Source organism: Lentzea sp. NPDC060358, from assembly GCF_042725365.1.
Classification (GTDB): Bacteria; Actinomycetota; Actinomycetes; order Mycobacteriales; family Pseudonocardiaceae; genus Lentzea.
Genome location: NZ_JBHXCW010000001.1, coordinates 51,599 through 75,177, shown reverse-complemented (window position 1 = coordinate 75,177; position 23,579 = coordinate 51,599). Strand labels below are relative to the sequence as shown.

The window sequence follows — 23,579 nt, the reverse complement described above, 5'->3', positions numbered from 1 at the left end:
AGCCACACCAGACGTCGGCCACCTCGCGGTCGCGGCGAGCCAACTCAAGACGTCACCTAACGGTGCAGCAGACCCATGCACTGGCTCACCACGAAGTTCGAGCTGTCCTCCGAGTGGGTGACCCGCCTCGCGCGGCTGCACAATCGGCAGCTGCCGGAACTGGAGTTGCCGGACGTTACTTGGTGGTTGGCCGGGTCACCGGTGTGCTGGACTAAAACATGGCGAAGCAGGTGTGGCAGGACCGGCAGCTGATCGGCCCGGCGGAGTGGGTCCGGTCACGGACCGAAGTACGCGAAACCCGCCCACAACGCGGGCATCCGGGGATACGCGGCACGCAGGCTCACGACAGCTTCGTGCAGGGCGACGGCGGGCTCCTTCCCCTTCCGCAGCGCGCTGTGGAAGTCGTCGGCGACTCGCCTCGCCGCGTCGTCCTCGACCTGCCAAAGGGTTCCGACCACCGAACGGAATCCGATCAGCAGAAACGCCGATGCCAGGTGCATGGCCTCGTCCGCGAGCAGCCCCGCCCCCTTCGCCGTCGAGCACGCGGAGAGGTAGGCCAGGTACCTGTCGAGCCGGGGCAGCGCGGCGATCTCCCGCACGGCCAGCCTGCCTCGCGCGAACAGGAGCGCGCCGGCGGCTGGATCGACGAGGTTCGCGAGCGCGTGGCACACGAAGTGTGCCCAGGCCGCGTGCATTAACGCGTCGCGCACCGTCTCGGCGTCGGCGTCCTCCAGGCACGTAGTCCTGCCGTCGACGTGCCGGGCGATGTCGGCCGCCTCCTGCGCGGCACGGGGAAGTGACCTGTGGCCCGGAGTCTCCGGCATCGCGACGACCAGCAGGTCCGACTCCGGTCTCGTCGTGGGACGGCGCCGAGCCTGGGTCAGCGCCCGCACCGTCGGAGCGAACGAGGACACGACCCGGTCCAGGACCCCGGGCAGGCCGTCCTCGCTCTGAGCCATGTGCAACGGCAAGGCGCTCAACACTCCTGCGGGAATCCACCACACGCGCGAGACAGCGGGGCCGAGCGCGTCCAGCACAGGCTCGGCGATCTGCATCCAGAGCCAGTCCAGGGTCTTGACGATCACGCCGTTCGTGCCGTCGTCGTTCGCGGCGGTCGCTTCGAGGAACCGCTCCGCACACCGGTTTCCCTCCTCCCACACTGAATCCGGCAGCGGCACGACGTCGATCCGATTCGACCGCAGGACGAGCGCGTCGCAGCGGTGCCGCGAGGCGTTCACGACCACGACCGGGCCGTCCGCACAGGCCGCGAGCAGCTCACCGATCTCCGGTGGGGCGAGGAATCGCTCCTGTCCGGGAACCGTGCGTCGAATCGTGTCGACCACGTCGTTCCACCTCCGGGCGAGAGCACGACGAGCCTCGGCGGGGTCGGCGAAGGTGACGAGATCGGCGTTCATCTCACTCGCCGCCGCGGTGTCGGCACCGAGGAGTTCGGCCAGCTGCTCGAACTCGTCCGCGAGCCCCTCGTCGACGCGACGCACTGCCGCGACGTGGTGCTGCTGCTCGACGGACTGTCCGATGAGGACTGCCCGGGCCTGCTCCAGGATCAGCAGCGCACGCGCCCTGTCATGCCGCCGCAAAGCCACCGCCGCAGCGTCCACACCGAGGCCAGCCAGGCGGGACAGCTGACGCTGGCGGCTGTCCCACCCAAGGTCCCTGCCGGTCAGCACGGGCAGCAACCGCAACGCCTCGCCGTAGGCCGCGTCGGCGGCCTCCCAGTCAGCGCGGCCGGCGCTCAGCCTCGCTAGCCGCACTGCCGCGGCCGCACGGTTCCAGGGTGCCGTCCGCTCGCTGAGAACGGCCTGCCGAAAGGCGTCCTCGGCGGCTCGGCCGCAGTTCCGGTCCTCGCCGGCGAGCACCTCTAGTTCGTGCGCCAGCGAAAGCGCCATGCCAAGGTTGAACCAGGCTCCCCCGTCATCGGTGCCGTGCGCGCCCGCCGCCGCGAAGCTGACGGCCAGGGCGAGATCCGCCTCGTTGCCGGTGAGGAGGTACAACTCTCGCGCGGGAGCGGACATCTGCGAGCGCCAGCGGGCGAGATCGGGGTGGTCGGCCGGGGTAGCCTCGACGGTCTCACCGTACGCGCGAAGGCAGTCGAACAGGTCGCGCTCGGCCCGGTACGCCTCGTAGCGCCGGTACAGCGCGAGTCCGGCGTTCATGCCCAGACCGAGCCGCTGGCCGTGGTCCTCCGGCGCGTCCTTCCACGCTCCCGTGGCTTCCCGGACCGCAGCGTTGACGTCCGCTCGCTCGCCGGTGTTCTCGAACCTGCGCAACAGTGCCGCGCACAGCCCGGCACGGCGCCGGAATCGCGCGACGTCCCCTTTGTCGGTGGCGTCCACCGACGATCTCATCATCGCCACCGACTCGTTGAGGTCGGTCAGATCCCTCGTCCACTCGTACCTGACCCCGCAGCACGTTCGCGGCGTTCGCCAGCAGCGCGGGACGCAGCGGGTGGCGTCCGGTTCCGGTCAACTCCAGCGCTTCGCGGCTCGCGCGCATCGCCTCGTCCGCACCGCTCGGGTCCCAGCGGAAGCGAAGCCCGCACCACAGCGCGAGCGTGAGCGTGGACAGGTGGCGAGGCCGTTCGGGATCGCCGGGCGGGCTCGCGTCGACGGCCGCCCGCGCGTGGACAACGGCACGCCTGAGGTCCTTCGGCCGACGGGTGTGCTCGAACCGCGTGCGGTACGCCCCGCTCAGGTTCGTGAGGCAGCTCGCCCGCTGACGGCCCTGATCCTCCGGGCAGGAACGCACCGAATGCCGGCCGAAGGACACCGCGCGCTCGATGTCGCGCACCTGGAGGAACCGCTCGAACCGATCGCGGTAGGCGCCGCACAACCCCGCGTGCAGTGCCGACAGCTGAGCCGGACCAGGCCCCGCCTCCAGCGCGCGCAGCCGGAGCTCGACGGCCGCGTCGAGATCGTCACGATCATCGGCGCGGCGCCAGCGCACGTGCCGCAGGTCGGCCTCCTTCATCAACGCCGACACCAGGAACTCTCCCGCCGACTCGGCCGCTCGGTGTGCCGCGTCGATCGCCTCGCCCAGAACGGCGAGGTCCGGCTCGCGGTCGAACCGGCGTCGCGCGATCGTCGCTTGCACGAGGTGCAGCCGGGCGGTCTCGAAACCGGACGATTGCGCGGCGCCGACGATCGCGGCGAGCTCGTCATGATTGTCCTCGACGCCGTAACGCCCCGCGGCCGCGGCCTCCAGCATCTCCGCCAGGCGCGCCCACATGACGCCCAGGCCGGGGTGGTCGGGCGCGGCGCGGGCGATCGCGCACTGCTCGCGCTCGATCGCGCGCTTCAGCAGCGCCCAGTCGGTTCCGTCGTGGAAGAGCAGGAACAGGGCGGTGGCGTGGTCGTGGAACCCCGATGCCACCGACTCGCGACCGGCGGAGCACGAGTCCAGCGCGGCGGTGAAGATCTTGTCGGCGTAGACCAGATCCGTGTCGTCCTGCCGCGCGGAGTTCAGGTACCTCTCCACGAGTCCAGCGGCGACGCCGAGCTTCGCGTCGATGTCCTCCCCCACGACGTGCTCCTAACCTCGTGAGACGAGCGCGCGCAACCGCGGCGTCACCAGAACTCGTGCCGCATCCCGCCGGGCAGCAGCGAGCACCGCGCCAGGTCCTCGCCGGGCCGGGGACGGACCACCTTGCCACATCTGTGTTCCTCCAACGGACAGGTAAGGACTTCGTCGACCAGGCCGTCGTGGCCCCCGGCGTCACGGGTGAGGAAGAGCTTCGGGTCGATCTCGCGGGCGAGGTCGAGGAACTGGTCCTCGCGGTCCTCACCGGCCAGCGCCGACCGGTGCAGCTCGGCCAGCCGCTGACGGTGCTCAGGCGTGGCGGCCTTGCGCGACAACCGTTGCTGGACGTCGCAGAACCACTCCACCCACGACTCGTCCTCGCTCCCGGACGGGACCGGTGGTGCGACCACGAGCATCTCCGGGGTCACCTCGGTCGCGAGGCCGCTCGTGGGAAGCCTCTTCGGTCCCAGCACGCGGCGCGTGGTCCGCGAGGCGAACCGCAGCAGCCAGACCCTGTCCTCGACCCGGGTCGAACCGCGGGCCAGCAGGATCAGGGCGCACCCGAGCAACGACAGCCGCCACTGCGCACGCCAGTCGTCGAGCCGGACGTGCCCGTGGGCCCAGCGCTCCGCGGTCCGCCGGACGGTCTCGGCGAGATCGGCGAGCCATCCGGGTACATCGCCGATCCACTCCGCTCGTTCCTCCTCGTCGCAGAACAGGAACCAGCTGATCGCGTCCTGCGCGGACTCGTCGAAGTGCCGCAGCACCCGGACGACGATGTGCAGCAGGAACCCCGCCGGGTCACGGGCGAGCGGCCCGCGTGACTCGTACTTGGCCAGGTCGATCAGCCGGAACGGCGCGCCGGGCGTGAGCGCGGCGAGCGGCGCGAGCACGTTCACCACGTGCAGGTCTCCGTGGGCGCAGCCGAGCAGTGCTTTCACCATCACCTCGGCGGCGGGGCCGTCCGCGCGCAGGAGCGGGAACGGGTTCGGCTGCCGCTCGCGGTCCGTTCCGATCAGCAACCAGTCGTGCTTGAGCAGACTCTCGACGACCTGGAGCGGCTTGCCCTCGTCCGTGCGTTTGAGCAGGTGCGCCTTCAAGTACGCGGGGACGTTCATGGACTCGTGGTCCGGCGCGCTCACCCACTCCCGCAGCACGACGTCGACGACCCTGCCGCAGAAGCCCACGAAGTCGGGGGGCTCGCACCGCACCGGTTCCAAGGTCGTGGTGACTGGGCCGCTGGCGCAGACACTCGCGAGCGCCTTCGACACCACGTCCAGGTCGTGGATCTCCTCCTTGTCTCCCAACCCGTCCACCGACTGCGTCGCCACCCGCTGGAAGACGATCCACCTGCCGTCGCCGACCGGCACGAGATCATGGCCTTCCGGAGCCAGTTCCGTGAGGTAGGCGTGCGCGAAGGCGGGCTCGTCGAGGAACGCCTTGCGGTGGCGGGCGAACTCACCGTCCCCAGCGTCCGGGTAGGTGTCGAGCTTCATCAGGTAGGGCGTCGTGCCGCGCCTCGTGCCACCGCCCAAGGGCCGCACTTCGCGCACGAACGCCACTATCGCACCGGATCGTCCCTCCACCAGCCGGCGGTCGAGCTCCCAGCGCAACCCTCGTGCGGCTCCGACGGCCCGCAGTGCGGGCGCGGCGGTGCCGAGCAGTCGTTCGAGCGCGTGATCCAGGATGTCTTCCGACGCCACAGGTTCCTCCCGGTGGCCAACCCTAGCGACGCCGTCTCAATACGATAAGCGCACACGCCGCGTGACGGAGGTTTCCCTTGCCCAGTGACGACTCGATCCTCAGACCGCTGGTAGCCGCGCTCGGCGAGGTGCCGGGCCGTGCCGTGGCCGACTGGGCCGCGGTCAACCGCAGGTCCGTCGAGGTCGATCACTCCCTGCACGGGCACAGCACCGCCGGTGTCGCGATCGTCCACGTGCAGCAGGACGACCGGGCTCCCGAACGCAGAATCGTCGCCAAGACGTTCGGCACCGAGTCCGCCAGGGACAACGAGGCGAGCCGCCACCGGGCGGCACTGGCGGACGCGCCGGAGTTCGCGGAACACCACCTGGTCTGCCTGGCGTTCGACTCGATCGTCTGTCCCGACGGCAGCGTCGTGATGTTCCAGGAGCTCGCCGCGGGAGGCCTGCGGGACCACGCCCCCGTGCAGAAGTCGATCGGCACGCCTTCGGCCGCCACGGCGTGCGGAATGATCTGCGAGTCGCTGCTGGAGAAGTGGAACTCGACCGGCACCCGCCCGCAGTCACTGAGCCTCGCCGAGATGATGAGCCGGCACCTCGGCGTGCGCATCGAGCCCGGAGGCAAGATCGCGGCCTGGGCGCGCGACGTTCCCGCACTGCTCAGTTCTCCCGCGGCCTGGCTGGAGATCACGGGGGACACGCTGCCCAACCCGTTTGCCTTCGCGCTAGCGCCCCGGCTGAGCGGTTCGGCCATGCTCCGCGTGCAGCACGGCAAGGTCCACGGTGATCTGCACGTCAACAACGTCGTGTGCACACCGCCGGAGGATGAGCCCTTCGGGTTCCGGCTCGTGGACCTCGCTTCGTACTCGGTCGACCTGCCTCTGGCCTGGGACCAGGCGTCGCTGCTGATGTCGGTCGTCCGCTACTGGCTCGACGAACTCCCCGATCCGGAGCAGGCGCGCCGGCTGTTGTTCTTCCTCGCCGGGGAGACGGGCCCGGGCGGGCTTCCCTCCGGTCTGGTCGACGCGATCGCGGCGATCAGGAAGACGGGTGACCGGTGGGCCGAACGGCGCGGCCGCCTGATCGACTGGCGCGCGCAGTTCCAGGCCGCCGAGGTGAGCAGCGCGCTGATCCTGACGGGCCGGTCGACCCTGACCCCTGAGCAGCGCTGGTGGTTCTTCCAGCTCGCCGCCCGGCTGCTGAAGGCGTTGCTCGCGAAGCTCGGCGTGCTCGAACCGGGCACGCCGGTGACGATCGGCGCGGACGAGATCGCGAAGCTCCCGCCCAAGTCAGCCGAGGAGGACGTCCCTCGCGCACGAGCGTCGACCGGAGCCACGCCGCCCTCACTGACCGAACCCAGGTCGGCATGGCGGCAACGACAGCAGTTCGAAAACACGAGAAGCCATCTGCGGCTGGCGGAACCCGGTGACGAGTTCGCCCGCGTCGCGCGCGCAATGCTGTCCGTGGCGTTCGGCGGGCTGGGCGGTGGGGTGCGGACGACGGCGAGCGAGACCGTCCCCGGCCTCTTCCTCGCGCACAAGGGAAACCCTCACGGGGAGCCTCTCTTGATCGCGGTTCAGTTCGCCGACCTCGGTGCCGGGGAGGACTGGTTCACGAGCCACGCCGAGGACTCCGTCCGCCTGATCCGGCGCTTCCAGCAGAGCGGGCAGCGGGCCGACCACTACCTGTTCGTCCACAACCGGGACCATCGCGACCAGCGGTACAACGCGGCCGTCGCGGAAGCGCTGCGGCCGCTGAGTTCGCTCGGTGACGTCGCGTGGACGACCCTGTGGGACTACCGCGACCTGGCTCGGCACGTGTGGCAGGCGGTGAGCGACCAGTGCGACCTGGTGATCTCCGAGTACTCGGCCCGCGCGGCGGAGGTGCTGAGCGGCCTCACGCACCACGACCCCGTGACCGAGGTCCCGTTCCGGCGGTACCGGGCTACGTTCTCCAACAGGGGGCTGGAGAGGATCGGTGAACCGAGCGAGGGGGTGGCCGACCCGGTGCCCGGCCTGGTCGAAGCCACGCGCGGGATCCAGCTGGTCGTTGGCGAGTTCGGCTACGGCAAGACCACCCTCGCCGTGCGGGCCTCGAAGGCGACCAGCCGCAGGGTGCTGCTCCTGCCCGCCGCACGGCTGACCTCGGAGAAGATGCACCTGGCGGAGGTCATGTCCGCGGTGCTGCAACGCGAAGGCCGTACCGGCGGTGGGTGGACGGGCATGGTCGGGCAGTTGTGGGACGAGATCTCCCCTCAGTGCCTCAAGATCAGGCTCAAAACCCCCGGCGAAGACCTGCTGCTGATCGTCGACGGCCTCGATGAGGCGCCGTTGGTGCAACGCCGTTCCGGGTTGCTTGACCTGCTCCGGACATTCCGCAAGATCGACGTTCCGGTGCTGGTAAGCGTGCGCACCGAGTTCTGGAACAGCCGCCTGGACGAGGTGCGCGCGGCGATCTCGGCCACCACCAACACGGTGCAGCACATCGCCACCACGGAACTGCGGCCATGGACCGCGGCCGGCATGCTCGTCCTGGTCGACCGGTCACTCGCGCTGGACGGCCCCGACGCCGGCCTGGAGGACTTCCGCCGTCTGCTCGAGAACGACGGGTACGGCAAGTTGTACGGCGACATCCCGCGCCGCCCGCTGTTCCTGGCCATGCTGATCGAGGACATCCGCGAGGAAGGCCTGCGGGAGCGGTCGAGGCTCGACCTGATGACGGACTGGCTGCACCGCAAGGTCGAACGCGACTGGGCCCTGCCCAAGATCACCGGTGACGCGACCCGTCCCCCGATCCGCACCGGCCGTACCGAGACCTTGGACCGCACGAAGAACCGCGCCTTCCAACTCATGGCGGCCGCCGCACGCGCGATGATCGCCGTCGAACCGACGGGAGAGCTGACGCTGCTGCCCGTGGTCCCGATCGACGACGTGCTGGATGGCGGACCGGGCTGGTTCGCCGACGTCGACCCGGAAGCCCTCGCCGTGCAGAGCGTCCTGCTCCCGGCCGGGGAACGCGGGCCGGGCGGGGTCCAGCTGTTCCGCTTCGCGCACCACGCCTTTCAGGAGTACTTCCTCGCGCACAGCCTGCGCCGCGAGCCCGATCCCGTGCTCGAGGCCGCCGCGCCCGAGGAGGTCCGGGAGTGGTTGCGGGCGATGAGATCAGCCTTCCCCGGCTAGCCAGGTCCTGACCTTGTCGGCCCAGCGCTCGTCTCCGAGTCCGCGGAACACCACCAGTGCCTGGCGCAGCATGCCGGTGCCCTCGTCCGGCCGGTCGAGGTCCAGCAGAGCCGTACCGAGCATGGCGAGCGACTTGGCCTCCCGGTGCCGGTCGCCGAGGCGCCGCCTGATCTCCAGGGCGAGCCGCAGGTGTGCCGTGGCCTCCTCCAGCTGGCCGAGGCGCAGGCACACCGCGCCGAGGTTGTGCAGCACCTTCGCTCTCCTCCTCTCGTCGCCGCTCGTTCGCGCGAGCTCCAGCGCGCGTTCGAAGCAGTCGACGGCGACCGCGTGCGAGCCCGCGGTCGAGTGGACCAACCCCAAGTTATTCAGCGCGCGGGTCTGTCCCAGCGCGTCTCCCGATCGCTCCCAGATGGATAGTGCGGTGTCGAGTTCGCGCAGCGCGCTGTCCAACCGGCCGCGTTTGCGCAGCACGACGGCAAGGTTGTTGCGCGCCTCGGCCTCCCGGCGGTGCTGCCCGGTCGACCGGAAGTGCGCGAGCGCCTGGCCGAACAGGTCGATCGCCTCGTCGAAGCGTCCCAGGTCCCGCAGTGCCACGCCAAGGCTGATCCGGATCCTGCTCGCCGCTTCCCCGTCGCCGCGGCGCAGTGCCGACTTCAGCGCCACCTGGTCGACATGGACCCAGACGTCCCAGCACTTGCGGAGGTCAAAGTAAGTGAACATCGACTCGGCCAACCGGGTCACCTGGTCGTCGCGGCCGAGCTCGTGCAGCTGCGTGACCGTGGCGGCCACGTTCTGCAGCTCCAGGTCGACCTTGGTCAGCACATCGCTCACCTCCTCGTCGACCGGCGAGGTCCGGACGGCAGCGTTGAGCCGGTGCTGCGCACGCCCGCACAACGACAGGTAGTGGCCAGCCAGCTTCTCGACGACGGCCGTGTAGTCGTCCTCCTCGGCAGCGAGTTCCTGCGCGTAGAGCCGCACGAGGTCGTGCATGCGCCACCGGCCGCGCTCGCTGCCCGCCTCGATGAGGTTCGCCCGGTGCAGCCGACGCAGACTCGGGCCCGACCTCTCGCCCAGCAGGACGTCGGCGATCTCCGCCGGGAACTCCCGGCCGCGATGCGCGGCGAGCAGGCGGAACAGCCGCGCGTCGGTCTCCCCCAGCAGGCGGTAGGAGAGGTCGAAGGCGGAGCGGACGGCGAAGCTGCCGTCGTAGCTCAGCTCCTCGAGGCGGCTGCGTTCGTCCGCGAGCGTTCCGGCCATTTCGGAGAGGGGCTGCCCGACGTCGGCCGCGAGGAGAGCACCGGCGATGCGGATCGCGAGGGGCAGTCCGCCGCACATCCGCGCGATCTCCCGCGCGTGCACGGAACGCGACACAGCTCGGCGGTCTCCGGCAACCGCCCCGTCGAGCTGCTGGCACAACAGCGAGGCGCTCTCATCCGCGCTCAGCACCCCGAGTCGGATGAGCACGGCGGCCTCGACGTCGGCGAGCGTGTGCCTGCTCGTGATCAGCACGCGATGCGGAGGCACCCCGGGAAGCAGGGGACGCACCTGGCGGGCGCTCGACACGTTGTCGATGACGATCAGCATCCGGTCGCCGGCCTCGGCGCGCTCCGCGAGCACCGATCGCCAGAGGCGTTCCCGGCCGGGCCCGTCCGCCGGGATGTGCTTGCCCGCGATGCCGACGTTGCCCAGCACGCTTCCCAGCGCCTGCTCCGGACTCACCCGCAGCTCGGGAGGGTCGTAGCCGAGCATGTCAATCATCAGGACACCGCCGGGGAACCACCCGTCGCGCCACGCGCCGTGGGCCGCGGCGAGCGCGAGAGCAGTCTTGCCCACTCCCGCGAGCCCGGCGACAACCGCCACGCCGCGCGCTGGTTCCTCCGTCGATTCGCGGGGTCGCAACAACTCGTCGAGCTGCGCGAGCTGCGCCCGGCGCCCCACCAGGGCGGGCACCGCGGGAGGCAGTCCGGTCACGGCGACCGGGCGTGCGCGGCCGGTACTCAGCTCAATCCGCTCGACCCGCTCGGCCTGGACCACCGCGCCGATCGTCTGTCCGCTGACCTTGTTGATCGTCCTGGGCGGGTCTGGCATCACCCGAGTATGGGTCGGCGGTGCGGAGCCGGAACACCGCCGGAATGGTTGCGCCCGCACGTACAAAGCCTTCGTCTCCCGGTCTCGCAGTAGAAGCGGCCGGTAGGCGAGCTCGAACAGGACTACGTCGGGTTCTTCTCCGACGACGCTCGTCAGGTGGTCCAGGATGTCAGCGGCGTCGTGCAGTCTGAGTTGGTCTGGTCGTTCCGCGACATCGTCCGACACAAGCAGAGCCAACCAGCCACCGAGCTGGACAAAGAGGAGTTAGAGCAGTTGCAGCGCCACGCTCACGATCATGCCGTCAGACGTCAGAAACCCGATCACTGCAGCTCAGCGGGCGAGTTCAGAGTTCTGGTACCCCACAGGCAAACGCAGTCCTGGCTGCCAGAGCAGTTCGTACAGCGCTGCGGAGTTCTGGTCGGTCGACCGGTGCACCCTAACGCCGCTGCCTTGCGGACGCCTGCGCCAAGACCCACTTGATGGTGGCTAACGAGATGTCGTGTCGTGTGCGGCGAAAGTGGGCGTGCACCGCATCCGCCGTCCATCCAGGCTGCTGAGCGAGCTCGATGATCTGCCGTTGGGTCTCTTGTGTCGGTGGGTGCGCCGGCGGATGCACAGGTGCGGGAAAGTCGTTCGCGCGGATTTCGTAGTGGATCGGTCTGCTGTCGTCGTCGTCGTAGATCATCAGCGTCCCCCTGCGTTTCGGCAGATCAGGGATATCGACGCTAGGAATGACCGTGTGCGCCGGTCCATGACAGATCAGCGGGCGGGGCCCTGACGCAACTCGACGTGTTGGTGACTGCCGAGCACGACTGGCCAGGCCCGAGAGGGATGATCTACGCACACACTTCCAGGAAAGGTCTGTCATCCAGGTGGCCGCTCGGATCGCCGTGGTCGATCCTCTGCCGATGTTCCGGCAGGGGACCGCCGCTGTGTTGTCGGCAGCCGGACATACCGTGGAGACACCGCGTGACGTCCGGACGTGGTTACGCCGTGCCAGTACGTCGCTCGTACTGCTGAGTGTGCTCACCGAGGACGACTGGGACTTGCTCGCATTGGTAGCTGATCCGACCAGATCTCACCTGGTCATCGCGGTGCTCGAGGATGAGTCGGGGGTGCCTGGAGTCAAAGCGGTACGGGCCGGCGCGAGATCGGTCTTGCCCAGAAACTTCGACGCCGAGACGCTGAAGCTGACGGTGGAGGTGACCGCCAGCGGGCGATCCGTTTTGCCCGCGGAAGCGACTGCCGCGCTGGCGACAGGTCCGACCCCGGACTCAGCCCTCTTCCCGACAGCTGACCAGCTTTCCTGGTTGCGCCACTTAGTTGCGGGCGACACCGTCGCACAGCTCGCGGACAGAGTGGGCTACTCGGAGCGAGCGATGTTCCGAATGCTGCAGTCCCTCTACAGTCAGCTGGGCGTACGCAACCGGATCGAGGCGATCTTGCACGCCCAGGCCAGCGGCTGGCTGTGAGCCGTTCAGCCAACGGCGTCAATCACGGGTTGCAGGTCGTCGCTGTGCAACTGCGCCAGCAAGAACCTCATCTGGTCAATCAACACCGGTGTCCGGGGCGTCCGGCTTCGCGCCTTCTGGAAAGCCATGACGGCTTCGCCGAGGTCGCCTCGCTGCTGGAGATGGAGTCCGCACAGTGCGAAGCCGCGGAAGTCCCAGGCCGCGAAGTCGCGGGAGTCGCTGTCCGTACGTGCGGTCGACTGCCTGAGCAGGAGCTTAAACCGGTCGTGTGCAGACAGGCGGTCACCCCGCTGATGGGTGGCGAGCGCGTGCAGCGCGAGGACGAGCAGCGACCGGCCTTCGCGGCGGCTGCGCTGCACCCGATCGATCTCATCCCAAGCCTGAGGATGCCGACCGGTGCTCAGATAGATCATCGACAACGTCGTGCGTGCTCGTGTCAACGTGAACCGGTCATTGAGTTGAAGTGCTCTGTCGACGGCGCTGTGTGCCACAGCTTCGGCCCGCAGGCGGTCGCCTCGGCAGTACAGCAGGTCAGCTTGTCCGTCCAGGTAGGAAGTTGGCAGCCATCCGTCGGGATGCCGGGCGGCGGTGGTCTGAGCGACTGACAGCATACGGTCCGCCTCCGGCGTTCTACCGAGTTCTGTGTGCCATCGGGCCGTCTTCAGCGCGAGCGATACGCGGAGGGTGTCCGCCAGTAGCTGATCGTTGGCGCTGCCCGCAAGCCCCAGGCGATCGGGCAGGGTGAGCGCGGTCGTGGCGCAGTCGAAGGCGAGATCGTACTCCCCGAACCGCTGATGGCAGAAAGACATTCCTTCCAGCGCCCCCATGAGTTCCAACGGCCGGTCCAGACGCTCGGCCAACTCGTGGGCCCAGTCGTACTGGTTGAACGCTTCGTTGGCCAGGTTCTGGTGCCGGTACATGGCTGCCAGATTCAAATGGATCTTCACTTTGCTGACGTCGTGATGCAGCCGCTCCGCGAGCTTGAACGCGCGCCCGAACTCGTCGGACGCTCGGTCGAAGTGGTCGAGGGACGTGTAGATGCCGGCGAGAGCGTTGTGGTTCGCCAGTTCCAGACCTGGATCGTCGAGCTTGCCCTTCAGCTCCTCGCGATCGGCGCGGAGTAGATAAGTGCAGTTCCACTGAGCCAGCAGGTCGTGGACATACTCGATCATGCCGTAGGCCGATCGATGTTCGCCTGCGTTCAACAGAGCCTTGATTCGAGCGAGGTGAACTCGGAGGTCGCCGACTCGACGTGGATTCAGGATCTGCAGCTTGGTGAGCTGGGAAGCGGCGCGGAAGTACAATGTGCGGTTGGCATCCGAGTCCTCCTCAAGGATCAGCCGTGCGTCGTGGGACGAGACGGTGTACATGTCGGTGTCGACGGTCTGGATGACATTCGAGGCGGTCAGCGAGGTTAAAGCGCGTCGCACCACGTCGGGCCGCTTGTTCGGAAGCAGCGCGATCACGGCACTGGCGGGAACCGGTGTACCGAAGGCCGCGAGCGCCTCGAGGACCCGGCGCCTCACCAGGCTGACTCCGTCCAGCAGGTGGCGCACCAGGAACGCTTGGACGTGCCTGGTGTCCTGGTTGCTCAGCAATTCGGTGAGCGCGGGCAGGTCCAGCCCTGTGCCGTCCTCGCAGACGACTGCCCGTCCCAATTCCGCCAGCCGGGGGTTGCCCAGCAACTTGCCGTGCAGTTCGGCGCGGCGCTGCTCGGGCAGTACATCGGGATCGCAAGTTCCGTCGTGGTCAAGGTTCTTGAGGTACTGGCGAAAGTACTCTTCGGGAAGTTGGTCCAGAACGATCGATGATCGGCTGACCGGCCATGCTGCGCCACCCGGCGACGTCATCTCCTCCTGGCTGACCAGAAGCACCGTCACGCGATGGCCCCGTGCGTTGGCGAGAGCCTCTAGCGCGTCGTCCAGATCAGGGTCGATCAGTTGCTTTGTCTCGGGATCGAGGAGGTTCTCCGCAGAGTCCACCGCGATGACCACCGGCGCGTCGCCGAGAGCCTTGAGCGCCACTTCGAGTCGTACAAACGCCGAGCCTTGCTGGTTCTGTGCGGATTGGCCGGCGCTTGCCGCGACGTAGTCGACCAGAGTGCCGGTGTCGAGCTTAGTGATCGGGTTCGCGGTGTGCCGGTGGATGTGCGGTGTGTACCCCTTCAGCCGAGTAAGCACGGCGTTGACCAGCCTGGTCTTGCCGATGCCCTGAGCACCGCGCAAGATCGCAACGCCTCCCGGACCGTTGGTCAGCCTGGCGTGCAGTCCTGCCACATCCTCCTTGCGATCGACCATGCCGTCGTCCGGCGTGCTTCCCGTGCGGTCTACCGCGGGTCTGATGGAGGCTTGCGCCTTGGAGGCGAACTCGTCCATGTAGGTCTGGGTCGCCAGCGCCGCGAGGTAGAGGCACCACTCCTTCACCTCGTCCTCGTCGTTGCGGTCGAGGTCTCGTCCGAGGTGCAGGAGGCCGGCACCCACAAGGGAAAGCAGGCACTGCTCGCTCCACTTGTCGGTCAGACCCTTCTCGCTCGGTAGCGACATCTTGTGGACTGCTTGGCTGATCTGCCGGAAGAGCTGGAGTTTGGAACTCACTTGAGCACGATCCGGGTTGACCAGAACCTCTGCGAGACCTCTCCACAGCGGCTGCTTGAGGCTTTCGAACTCATGCAGGGCAAGCGCGACCAGAAGATGCATCGGGTCTCTGGCCAGCGGTGCCTCGGGACTGTAGCGGTCGTAGTCGATGAGCGCGTACGAGTTGGCGTCGACCGTTGGGCTCAGAGGTACGAGGATGTTCCGGCCGTTGAGGTCTCCGTGCGCCTTGCCGATGAAAAAGTGGTCGATCTGGCGTTGTGAGGCATCTCCGGTGAGGAGGTCGAAGGGGTTGTGCAGGTAGCAGTCGACGTCTGTGACGTTGCAGTTGATGAGCTCCGAGGTCCGCTTGAGCGAGATTCCTCGTGACTGGGCCCACTTCTTCGCGCTGGACTCGCGGTGCCGCAGGATGCCGCCGAGCACTGTCTTGACGCTGCGGGGTTCCGAAGGCGCTTTGCCTTCATTCCAACCGCCCACGATCGACTTGATGATCGCGCCTATGTCGTCGGGTGCGATCTCCTCTCGGTCGACGAGCTCGACGAGTGGTCGCATGGCGCGCAGCGTTCCGCCTGCCAGCACCATGAAGACGGCTTGCCAGTCGCCGCAGAGGGGAATGGTCAGTCGTTCGGTCTTGGCGAGGTGCCGTTTGAAGGACCCGGCTTGCCGCCTTGCGATGTGGAGGTTGGTGATCCTTGCGGGGCAGTCCTGTTTGAAGAACTTGACGACCACCTGACGGGTGTCGTCGTTGTAGCGGCACATTGCGCGGCCTACTGGTTCGCCGCTGCGTCCGCCGCTGAACCAGCCTTCGTGGTAGAGGTCGAACTCCTGGTGTGACACCCAGTCTTTCAACGCGCTGACGACCTGCGGTTCGAGCTGTTCGAGCCAACCGTCCTCGTTCTGGAGCTCACTCATCGTCGCCTCCTACCCGGCCGGTCAGCCACGTTGGGAAATCTAGACTCCGAATGTGATCAACTGAATCGGCTGCATGGGGATCGTGTGAGGGAGCGACGGCATGGCTGACGAGTTGTCCGACGGAACCAAGGCCAGGAAGGAACTTCTCTGGGGCATGTACACCGATCTCAGGACTCATGCCAGACACGCAGAGACGCTGCGCTCGAACGTGGTGAACTTTATGATCGTCGTGGCGTCGGTGTTGATCGCGGTGATTGCCAACGACGGGAACATCACCCGGAAGGACCTTCCGCTCGGCGTCATCATCATTTTGGTAGGACTGCTCGGTGTTGCTTTCGCGACCACGTACACCGAGCTCTACGAGCGGAACTGGCGGCGTGCTATGTACATCCGCGCGGCCCTCGACGAGGAGTTCTTCGAAGGCAAGGCAATGACGATCACCGAGCTGATCGGCCAAGCGGACCAACGTCACGAGGCAGGACGGCTCTACAGATGGAGCAGGCGCGTCACCGGCACCGCACACCGATTCTGGTTTGCGTTGCCGGTGCTCGTGCTTATCGCCGGAGCAACGGTGAGCGTCGTTGCTTTGTGACCCTGGTGGAGAACGAGAAGCGAGGTCCTCGGCGCGGATGCAAGAAGCGCTCCACTAGCCCTGTGCGTGCCGAAATTACGTCCGTACAGGTCAAACGGCAGGGTCTGCTGCACGGTCAGGTGACAGCAGCTCGTCCAGGACGACATCATGTTCCTGGAACAGGACCCGTCCCGAGGCGGTGATGGCATCACGAAGGTCATCTTCGACACGGTCGACGCCGACGAACGGCACGGCGGACGGTTCCGCTCCCGCGCGCCGGACGAGGTCGGCGGACATGGCAACCACCGTGGCCCCGTAAATCTCGGCCACTTGCCGAGCAATGAGCAGACCTGGGCCGTCGAGGTCACCCGCGTACCGGAGCGCGACGCCTTGATCGATAGCGAGCTGGAGCAGTGCGTGGTCGACGCTACCGAGATGTCCGCTGGTACAGGCGAACGCGTGGTGACTGCCGCGAGCCATTGCGGCTTCGAGCACCGAGGGGTTTTCCACCACCGTGAGGATCTGTTCAGCGAACATGGGCGGGTGGACAGTCAGGTCAAGCAGGGTCACGGCAACAGGGGTGTTTACTTCCCGCAGACGGCGATCTAACGGGCCGTCGCCGACCACTCGTACCCGGTGGAGCAGGACCGTCGAGGACAGCCGGTCTGCCAGGATGCCTGTCCTGGCCAGCAGGCCGCGGGCATGGTCAGGACGGGTAGGTTCGGGTTCGCCGGACCACTCGGCGACCGCGCTCACAAGGCGCGAACCGGTGTTGCGGTCGAGGTCGAAGTAGTGCGGATCGCCGGCGAGGTCGTGGGCCAGCTTGGCGAGACTTGTCGGCGGACGGTACGGCAGGGCCGCGACGACTTCGGCCAATGCGCGCACAAAATGCCGGGTCGATTCCACGTCGTCGGTGCCCGCAGCGCGCATCCGTGCGACGAGTCCGGGCAGGTGCGGTAGCCGGGCCTCGACCTCGGCCCACAGATCACGTCGTCGTGTAGAGGCTTGCCGTCGCAATGCCGCGCTGTTGACGACCGGACGGCCGACCGCGAGTTCGACCAGGGGAACTAGCTGGGCGACGGGTAGGGCGATCGCGGCGAGCACGTCGCGGAGCGGAACGACGGTCGAGCTGCCGTCGACTTTCACACCGGAACGGTCGCGACCGCGGCGAGAGGTCGTGTCGATCCATGATCGGAGCACCGCAGTTCCTGCACTCGACAGGTTCTCCACCCGCACGGAGGCGATGGACTCCGCCGGGACGCCCGCGCAGAGCCTGCGGTGCACAGCCGTCCACAAAGGAGCGAGGTCCGCGTCGTGCGCCAGTTCCGTCAGGAAAGTCGCCGTCATGACGCGTTCTCGTCGATGACAAGGTTCAGCGTGAGGACCTGCGGCTCGCCCTCGCCGTTCCAGAGCCAGGGCACGGTGATCCGCTTCTTCCCCGCGGTCACGACCTCGTGCAGTACGACGCGTCCCGTCTCTTTCTTGATCATGGGTGTGATGAAGGGAGCGGTCGCCAGCACATCGAACTCCCACGACCGCAGGAGCGCGAGCACCTGCCGGAGGTTCGGCTCGTCGAACGCCGCGTCGATCTCGTCGATCGATATCCACCGGGGTCCGCGGTAGTCCGGTCCCGAGTACATCGACCACGCGGCGGCCAGCAGCGGCAGCATGGTGGCAAGTCTGCGCTCACCGGTGGACAAGGTCTCCAAGGGGTTGGAGCGCGCGCTGACCTCGCGGAACCGCTCCTTGTTCGGCCCTGTGAAGGACGCGTGGGTGACGGAGATCTTCCACTCGTGCCAGGAGCGGTAGTCGAAGGTGTGCGCGACGCGGTCCTTCCAGGAGTCACCGGACTTCTCGTTCATCCGGTTGCGCAGCACGGTGTACATGTCCTCGAAGACCTCGTCCGACTGAGGAAGGGCGATCAGCTCGACCATGCGCTGAGCGTCCTCGTCCTCGCGGACGACCCAGTCGACTTGGACTCCCACGTCGGCCACGCCGGTGCGCACTCCGCTCAGGGTGTCGCGAATCTGGCGCACCAACTCGCGTGCGGCTTCCCTGCGCACCACGATGTCCCGCCGGAGCTGGGTGAACAGGCTCGTCTTCAGCGTGCGCTTCACGTCGTCGCGCAGATCCTCTTCAAGCTGTTGGGCCGTCGCCTCCAGCTTCTCGACGGCGACGTGCAGGTCCTCGCCTCGACCGGCGCCAGGATCCGCGACGACGGCACGGCGCCAATCCGTTCCCTCGATGGTCTCCATCACGACCTGGCGGTCGAAGCGGGCGAGCGCGGTGCTGGTGGAACGGGCACTGGTCTCGAGCAGTGACAGTGCACGTGCCCGCGCCTGGCGCAGCGTTTCCAGCCGGTCGGTGCCACCGGCGTGGTGCTGCAGCAACCTCCTGGCCCAGTTGAGAGCCGCCGTGAGGTGGGCGGGCCTGCCCATGTCGTCGCGGAGGTCCTCCGGCGCGGTGGCGAGGCGTTCGTCGACGAGCCTGCCGAGCTGTCGGACGCAGTCGTCTCGCCGCCGTTCGGCGGCCTCCCGCTGAGGTGCGATGCCGTCGAGGGTGGCGCGGGCCGCGGCGGCGGTCTCGCCTGCTTGCTGGTGTCGCCCACTCATCACGAGGACCGCGTCCTTGGTGCGACTCAGCGTGGTTCCGATCTCTTCCCTTGCCGTGCGCAGGTCCTCGTAGGCGGCGCCGTGCAACTGCCGGGTCTCGGCCAGGGTCGCGGCTTCCCGGATGGCGATGAGCCTCGCCTGGTCGGCTTCGTCCTTCGCTCTCCTGGCCGCGTCAGCACGGTGAGCGGCCGTGCTGACGACGGTGCGCGCCTGCCGGACGAGCTCGGCCGCGCGTTCGGCGGCCTGACGCCAGAGCGCGACCTGGTGACCCAGCCGCACGACGGTCTCCCCGTGGTCCTTGAGCTGGCCGAACGCGGTCGGCAGGAGGCCGCCGCCGGGCAACGTGGCGGCCTGGTTGAGTTCGCGCAGTGCCTGCCGCACTTCCTCGCCAGCGACGCGGTGGTTATCGGCCGCGGTGAGCACGGCCGCGCTGGCTCGGCGCAGGTCCTCCGTGTGACGATCCTCGTCGGCAGTGGCAATGGTGACGTTGGCGAAGTCCGGGAACTCCAGACGTTCGTCGTCGGCCTCCTGCTGTGCTCGTCTCGCTGCGGCCAGCTCACGGCCGGCCTCTTCGGCCCGCTCCTGCCTCTCGTCCGCGACGCGCGTCGCGTCCGCGCTCTTGCGAGCGGCTCGTTCGACGCTTCTTTCCGCGTGACGGAGCCGTTGCGTGGCGGCGTCGATGACCGATGCGCGGGTGAGCGCCGCGGAATCCAGTACGGCGAACTCGCGGGCTCGTTCCTGTTCCGCGTCCGCGATTCGCCGCGTCGTGAGGAGCTGCACCGCGCGCGCTTCGTCTCGAAGCCGTAGCGCGTCCTCACGAGCAGCAAGCAGTGCCGAGAACGAAGGAAGGGCATCTCGTTCCGTTGCCGCCTGGAGGACTTCCGACTCGCACCTGTCGACCTCGCCCTCCGCAGCGCGGAGCACGGCGGAGGCCTCGCCCAGCTCGATCTCCAGGGCGGCGACGAGTTGCAGACGTACGCGTTCGCGAGTGGTGCGGCCGATGAACTCGGCCCGGTACCCGTCGGGCGCTGCCGCAGTGAGGGCACCTGTACCGATGTGGCCGTGTTCAAGGACCTGATCAGCGGCTATCGACCGCAGCAGTGCCTCGACCCGGTGCCCGGGAACGGATGAGTCCTCCTCCGGCCGGAGGAGATCGGCGAGGCTGCGTCCCGGCGCGGGGAGGGTCGCCGTGATGACCAGATCGCCGGTCCGTGCCACACCATCCGCGGTCACGAGCGCGTCGAGCAGACCCGAGACCAGTAAGGCGCCCTCCAACCGGTCGGCCTCGTCCGTCGACAGGTTGTCCGCGAAGTCCACCAGCGCCCACAACGGCGCACACTCGTCGTCGTCGCGGGTCCGCCAGGGCGGCGCTGTGGGTGTGGGCGCAGCGCGACGAGCGGCGCGCAACTGTGACTCGACTTCCTCGACCCTTGTCCAAGCGCGCTCGGACGCTCCCCTGGCAGCGTTCACAGATAGGGCGAGATGCCCGCTGACCTCGTTGTGCGTCTGTTCCACTGCGAGGCGGACCGCGAACGGATCGACGTCGGGCTCCGGCGGCGGGAGCGGTACACCAATGAGGAACCGCGTGGAGCCGCGCCACTGCTGGAGGTCCTGCACCCAGCCGACAGCCGTTTGGTCCGCCGTGCGGCGAGCGTCAGCGGCGGCCTCCTCAGCTTGAGCAAGTGCAGTTCTGGCAACCGAGGTTTCCTGTTCGCAGGAGCGAGTGGCCTCCGCGCGCCTGATCTCGTCGGCTTCTTCTTCGGACCGTGCTCGGTCGCGTGTGAACTCAAGAGCTGCGGCGATCTCTTCCAGCGCGGATGCGACTTCGTCCTCTTCACCCCGTGCCGCCATCAGCGTCTGCTGAGCCTGGTCTCGCAGTGCCGCTGCGGTGTCCGCCGCTCGGTGCCGGCCAGACACGTCGATTCGTGAGCGTGCCGCGTCGGCGGCGGCGGAGACCCAGGCGCCGATGCGCTGCAGCGGCAGGCGTTCTCCTTCCGAATCCGCGGAGTCGACGAGTTCTCCCGGCACGGCACCGAGATGGGCTGATCGAGTCCCCCACTCGGCGATGGCCTGGACGAGGTGTCCTTCGGCATCCTGGCGGCTCGCGGTCGAACGTTCTGCTCGTTGACGGATCTCGTCTTCGCTGCGTTCGCACCGGCGCAGCTCTTCGGCACACGACTGCTCATGGCGCTGCGCATCCGCGTGCACCCTCAAAGACTCGTCGACTCGCGTCACCTGGTCCGTTCGCATGGCCACCCAGGCCAGCGGGGTGCCGCAAGCCTGATCGAGGCCGGCTGCGGTCAGCTGCTGCGTCCCACCGGAGGACGTCAGCGTCGAGGTGGCTTCGGCGAGGTACTCCAGAGCCGCGTCCGCACCGACCTCGCGGGACACCGCGCGAAGCTCCTCGGTCAGCCGCAGGAGGTGGGCCGAGCCTTCTTGCGCGTTCTCGGTCGCTTCGGTGGCTTGTCCTGACGACGCCGCAGCGTCCTTCTCTGCCTCCTCGGCACGGCTTTGAGCGCGGGCCGCTTCCGCTTTCAGTTCCTCTGCCCGGCGTTCAAGCAGCGGTAGCTCGGCTCCGGCGTGGTCGCGCAACGCAGCGTCGGCGGCCTCGCGGCGGCCCTCGAGTGTCGAGATCCGGGCGTTGAGTTCGTCGAGCTGCTCGGCGGTATCGGCCTGCGTGTGTTGCGCGGCTTCCAGTTTGCCGGTCGCATCGCGGGTGCGTCGTGTCTGGGCGTCGAACTCGGTGACGGCGGCGGTGAGTTGTGCGGCCTCCAGCTCAACCAGGGCCGAGACGTAGCGCTGGTAGCGGTTGTCGGTGCCGGTGAGCTGTTTGGCTTCGTACCGCATGTCCGCGAGCTGGGTCTCCAGCTCGGAGATGCGTTCCATGGCTTCGCCGATCACGGTCAGCCGGTCGGGATCGAGCGCTGGCAGCGCTTCGGTGAGGACCGCGCGCATCTGGGCCGGCGGAATCGCCTCCGCCGTGCGCAGGCTTCGCAGGCTGCGCAGAACCCCGACAAGTGCGTCGAACTGCACCTCGTCGAGCGGCGCGAAGAGCTGGGTGCGCACAGCGGTGCGATAGCCGGACTCGTCGCTGATTGCGGCGAGGTGGGAAGAAGCTTTGGATCGCAGCGCCGGGACCGAGGTGAACAGTTCGCCGTCGATCGCGGCGAGTTGGGCGGCGAGTTCGTCGATGCCGACAGGATTGCCGTCGTGTGTCAGCACGAGTTCGTGTCCGACTCGGCCGGGTGCGAGGAAGAACGCGCGGTGGAGGTTCCCGCCCACCGCGCGCAACCACAGCCCGGTGGTCAGGTAGCTCGTCTCACCGCCGGTCTCGTCCTGCATCCCGTACTCGAGCCACCACGTGCCGGTGCGGTCCTCGCGGTCGTTGCGGTCGGTGTGCCTGCTGGTGAGCGTTCCCGCGGCCTTCCCGGACACCGAGAGCGCGGTCTGGGAGGTGTCGCCGTCCACGAGCAGGGTGACCAACATGGACGCGGTCAGGGACTTGCCGGATCCGTTTGGTCCGGTCAGCGTCATCCAGCCGTCGGCGAACACCAGCAGTTCGTCGGCCCAAGCCCAGGAGTTGACCGCGCCGGCGCGGGTCGGTTGCCAGCGACCGGCGGTGCCCGGCTCGCCGACCGCGGGTTCTTCGCGTACTGCCGTCAGCCTGGAGGCGGGATGGTCCGTGGTGGTCATCGATCGCCACCCTCCTCGGTGTTCGTCGCGCCGCGGCGTACTGCCACCCGCCAGAAGTGGATTCCGGCGGTGGGCCGCCAAGTGTCCCGGGTAACCGGGGTGAGCAACGCGACCGCGACGAGCTCCGCCGCCGCGGCCCTGGCAAGCGCCGGCAGGCGATCCTCGTAGGCGGCTGCCCACCGTGGCTGGAGCGCCCGCACGTCCTCGAACAACGCGACCATTTCGGACAACTGCAGTTCGCGCAGCGGTTCCGCGCGTCGTTTCACCGCGTCGAGCAGGGCGAGCGCCGCCTGTCGTTCGTTGCGCCTGCCGTTGGGGAAGTCGATCGCCGTGCCGACACCGCTGGGATCGGTCGTCTCCCACCAGTCGCGGCGTGCGGTCGTGGTGAACCCGAGTGCGGTGGTAACCTCCAAGGCGCGGTCACGACCGGCGGGCGTTGTCAGGTAGGGAGTCGCGGTACGACCGTCGAACGGGTCGGTCGCAGGATCATCGACCAGGCGGCGCAACGCGAAGAATCTCCGGGCGTCCAGCGTCGGTTCGTCCTCGTTGTCGTCGACGAGTGCTTCCGAGCACAACGCCTCGGCATGCCGCTCGAAGGGCAGGTTCTCGAGATCCAGCAGCGCCGGCGACAGCGAGGAGAACTTCTGCGCCAGTCGTTCCCGTGACGCGCTCACCACCATGTCCGTCTCGTCCTCGCCGAGCACCCGTTCGAGATCCGCGTCCACGGTGATCGACCCCTCCGCGACCAGGAGCTTGAGGGCGTCAACGAGGTTGCCGCGGCTCGTTCTCGCCTCCGCCTTCCCGGTGCCGTCCGAGGCCACGATGCGAAATGTGGGGAGCTGACCCGCGGGTGCTTCGGCCGCGCACACCTGGGCGATGCTCTGCATCAGCTCACGCAGGCTCATCCTCGGCCGACGCCAAAGCTGTTCGCAGACGAGCACGACGAGAACCAGCACGTCCCTCGGCGCCAGTGCCGCCGTCCGTCCGTCCCGAGGCAGCACCGGTCCCCGATCGGCGGGCACGTCGCTGCGGCGCTTGTGGAGCCTGACCAGTTCCGCAGACTCGTCTACCTCCACTACCCAGCCCAGTTCCGTCTGGAAGAACTCCGCCAGCTCACGGCGTCCCTGCACCGCCGCCCGGTAGAACTCAAGGTCCTGTTCGGCCCGGATGCGGCCGGTGGCGATCAGCCTGCGCGCCGGGTCTCTGAGTTCCGGGACCAACCCC

Annotated in this window: 12 protein-coding genes; 3 read left to right on the top strand and 9 right to left on the bottom strand. The window is 68.2% G+C overall.

Annotated features, from left to right (window positions below; genetic code table 11):
* Nucleotides 1-275 precede the first annotated feature (275 nt).
* From ACFWGZ_RS00275 to ACFWGZ_RS00265, 3 genes are all read right to left on the bottom strand, one after another.
* A complete protein-coding gene (locus ACFWGZ_RS00275) occupies nucleotides 276-2,174 on the bottom strand; it encodes a CHAT domain-containing protein (protein WP_382449243.1) in 1,899 nt (632 codons plus the stop codon).
* Nucleotides 2,089-3,390 (bottom strand): hypothetical protein, encoded by a 1,302-nt coding sequence (locus tag ACFWGZ_RS00270; protein ID WP_382449242.1) that lies wholly within the window; start codon nucleotides 3,388-3,390, stop codon nucleotides 2,089-2,091. The genes ACFWGZ_RS00275 and ACFWGZ_RS00270 overlap by 86 nt, the downstream gene beginning before the upstream one ends.
* A 194-nt stretch (nucleotides 3,391-3,584) precedes the next feature.
* Nucleotides 3,585-5,240, bottom strand: a complete 1,656-nt coding sequence (locus ACFWGZ_RS00265; RefSeq protein ID WP_382449241.1) for a hypothetical protein — start codon at nucleotides 5,238-5,240, stop codon at nucleotides 3,585-3,587.
* A 77-nt stretch (nucleotides 5,241-5,317) separates the two neighbouring features.
* Here ACFWGZ_RS00265 and ACFWGZ_RS00260 point away from each other — a divergent pair, with 77 nt between their 5' ends.
* Nucleotides 5,318-8,416 carry a hypothetical protein gene (locus ACFWGZ_RS00260; RefSeq protein ID WP_382449240.1) on the top strand — a complete coding sequence of 1,033 codons (3,099 nt, stop codon included), beginning with the start codon at nucleotides 5,318-5,320 and terminating at the stop codon, nucleotides 8,414-8,416.
* Here the strand turns inward: ACFWGZ_RS00260 and ACFWGZ_RS00255 are convergent.
* On the bottom strand, nucleotides 8,399-10,504 hold the full coding sequence (locus ACFWGZ_RS00255) for a tetratricopeptide repeat protein (RefSeq protein WP_382449239.1): 2,106 nt from the start codon (nucleotides 10,502-10,504) through the stop codon (nucleotides 8,399-8,401). The two genes, ACFWGZ_RS00260 and ACFWGZ_RS00255, sit on opposite strands and share 18 nt — an antisense overlap.
* A gap of 436 nt (nucleotides 10,505-10,940) precedes the next feature.
* The gene (locus tag ACFWGZ_RS00250) at nucleotides 10,941-11,189 is read right to left on the bottom strand and encodes a hypothetical protein (RefSeq protein WP_382449238.1); all 249 of its coding nucleotides are present in this window, start codon (nucleotides 11,187-11,189) and stop codon (nucleotides 10,941-10,943) included.
* 187 nt (nucleotides 11,190-11,376) lie between these two features.
* On the opposite strand from ACFWGZ_RS00250, the gene ACFWGZ_RS00245 reads away from it, so the two are divergent.
* A complete protein-coding gene (locus ACFWGZ_RS00245) occupies nucleotides 11,377-11,976 on the top strand; it encodes a DNA-binding response regulator (RefSeq protein ID WP_382449237.1) in 600 nt (199 codons plus the stop codon).
* A 5-nt stretch (nucleotides 11,977-11,981) separates the two neighbouring features.
* On the opposite strand, the gene ACFWGZ_RS00240 is transcribed toward ACFWGZ_RS00245, so the two are convergent.
* Nucleotides 11,982-15,479 (bottom strand): AAA family ATPase, encoded by a 3,498-nt coding sequence (locus ACFWGZ_RS00240; RefSeq protein ID WP_382449236.1) that lies wholly within the window; start codon nucleotides 15,477-15,479, stop codon nucleotides 11,982-11,984.
* A 100-nt stretch (nucleotides 15,480-15,579) separates the two neighbouring features.
* Here ACFWGZ_RS00240 and ACFWGZ_RS00235 point away from each other — a divergent pair, with 100 nt between their 5' ends.
* Nucleotides 15,580-16,071: a hypothetical protein gene (locus ACFWGZ_RS00235; RefSeq protein WP_382449235.1), complete on the top strand. Its 492-nt coding sequence runs from the start codon at nucleotides 15,580-15,582 to the stop codon at nucleotides 16,069-16,071.
* Between the two features lie 90 nt (nucleotides 16,072-16,161).
* Here the strand turns inward: ACFWGZ_RS00235 and ACFWGZ_RS00230 are convergent, their stop codons facing one another.
* From ACFWGZ_RS00230 to ACFWGZ_RS00220, 3 genes are read right to left on the bottom strand one after another with little or no spacing between them, the layout of a single operon-like run.
* On the bottom strand, nucleotides 16,162-17,397 hold the full coding sequence (locus ACFWGZ_RS00230; protein WP_382449234.1) for a TIGR02679 domain-containing protein: 1,236 nt from the start codon (nucleotides 17,395-17,397) through the stop codon (nucleotides 16,162-16,164).
* Nucleotides 17,394-22,355 (bottom strand): SbcC/MukB-like Walker B domain-containing protein, encoded by a 4,962-nt coding sequence (locus ACFWGZ_RS00225; protein WP_382449233.1) that lies wholly within the window; start codon nucleotides 22,353-22,355, stop codon nucleotides 17,394-17,396. Before ACFWGZ_RS00225 ends, ACFWGZ_RS00230 begins: the two co-directional genes overlap by 4 nt.
* A complete protein-coding gene (locus ACFWGZ_RS00220; RefSeq protein WP_382449232.1) occupies nucleotides 22,352-23,575 on the bottom strand; it encodes a DUF2398 family protein in 1,224 nt (407 codons plus the stop codon). The genes ACFWGZ_RS00225 and ACFWGZ_RS00220 overlap by 4 nt, the downstream gene beginning before the upstream one ends.
* Nucleotides 23,576-23,579 lie beyond the last annotated feature (4 nt).

Excerpts from the sequence above, each read along its gene's own strand:
- ACFWGZ_RS00275 (WP_382449243.1), bottom strand. The coding sequence starts at position 2,174 with ATGAACGCCGGACTCGCGCTGTACCGGCGCTACGAGGCGTACCGGGCC.
- ACFWGZ_RS00255 (WP_382449239.1), bottom strand. The coding sequence starts at position 10,504 with ATGCCAGACCCGCCCAGGACGATCAACAAGGTCAGCGGACAGACGATC.
- ACFWGZ_RS00250 (WP_382449238.1), bottom strand. The coding sequence starts at position 11,189 with ATGATCTACGACGACGACGACAGCAGACCGATCCACTACGAAATCCGC.
- ACFWGZ_RS00240 (WP_382449236.1), bottom strand. The coding sequence starts at position 15,479 with ATGAGTGAGCTCCAGAACGAGGACGGTTGGCTCGAACAGCTCGAACCG.
- ACFWGZ_RS00235 (WP_382449235.1), top strand. The coding sequence starts at position 15,580 with ATGGCTGACGAGTTGTCCGACGGAACCAAGGCCAGGAAGGAACTTCTC.
- ACFWGZ_RS00230 (WP_382449234.1), bottom strand. The coding sequence starts at position 17,397 with ATGACGGCGACTTTCCTGACGGAACTGGCGCACGACGCGGACCTCGCT.
- ACFWGZ_RS00225 (WP_382449233.1), bottom strand. The coding sequence starts at position 22,355 with ATGACCACCACGGACCATCCCGCCTCCAGGCTGACGGCAGTACGCGAA.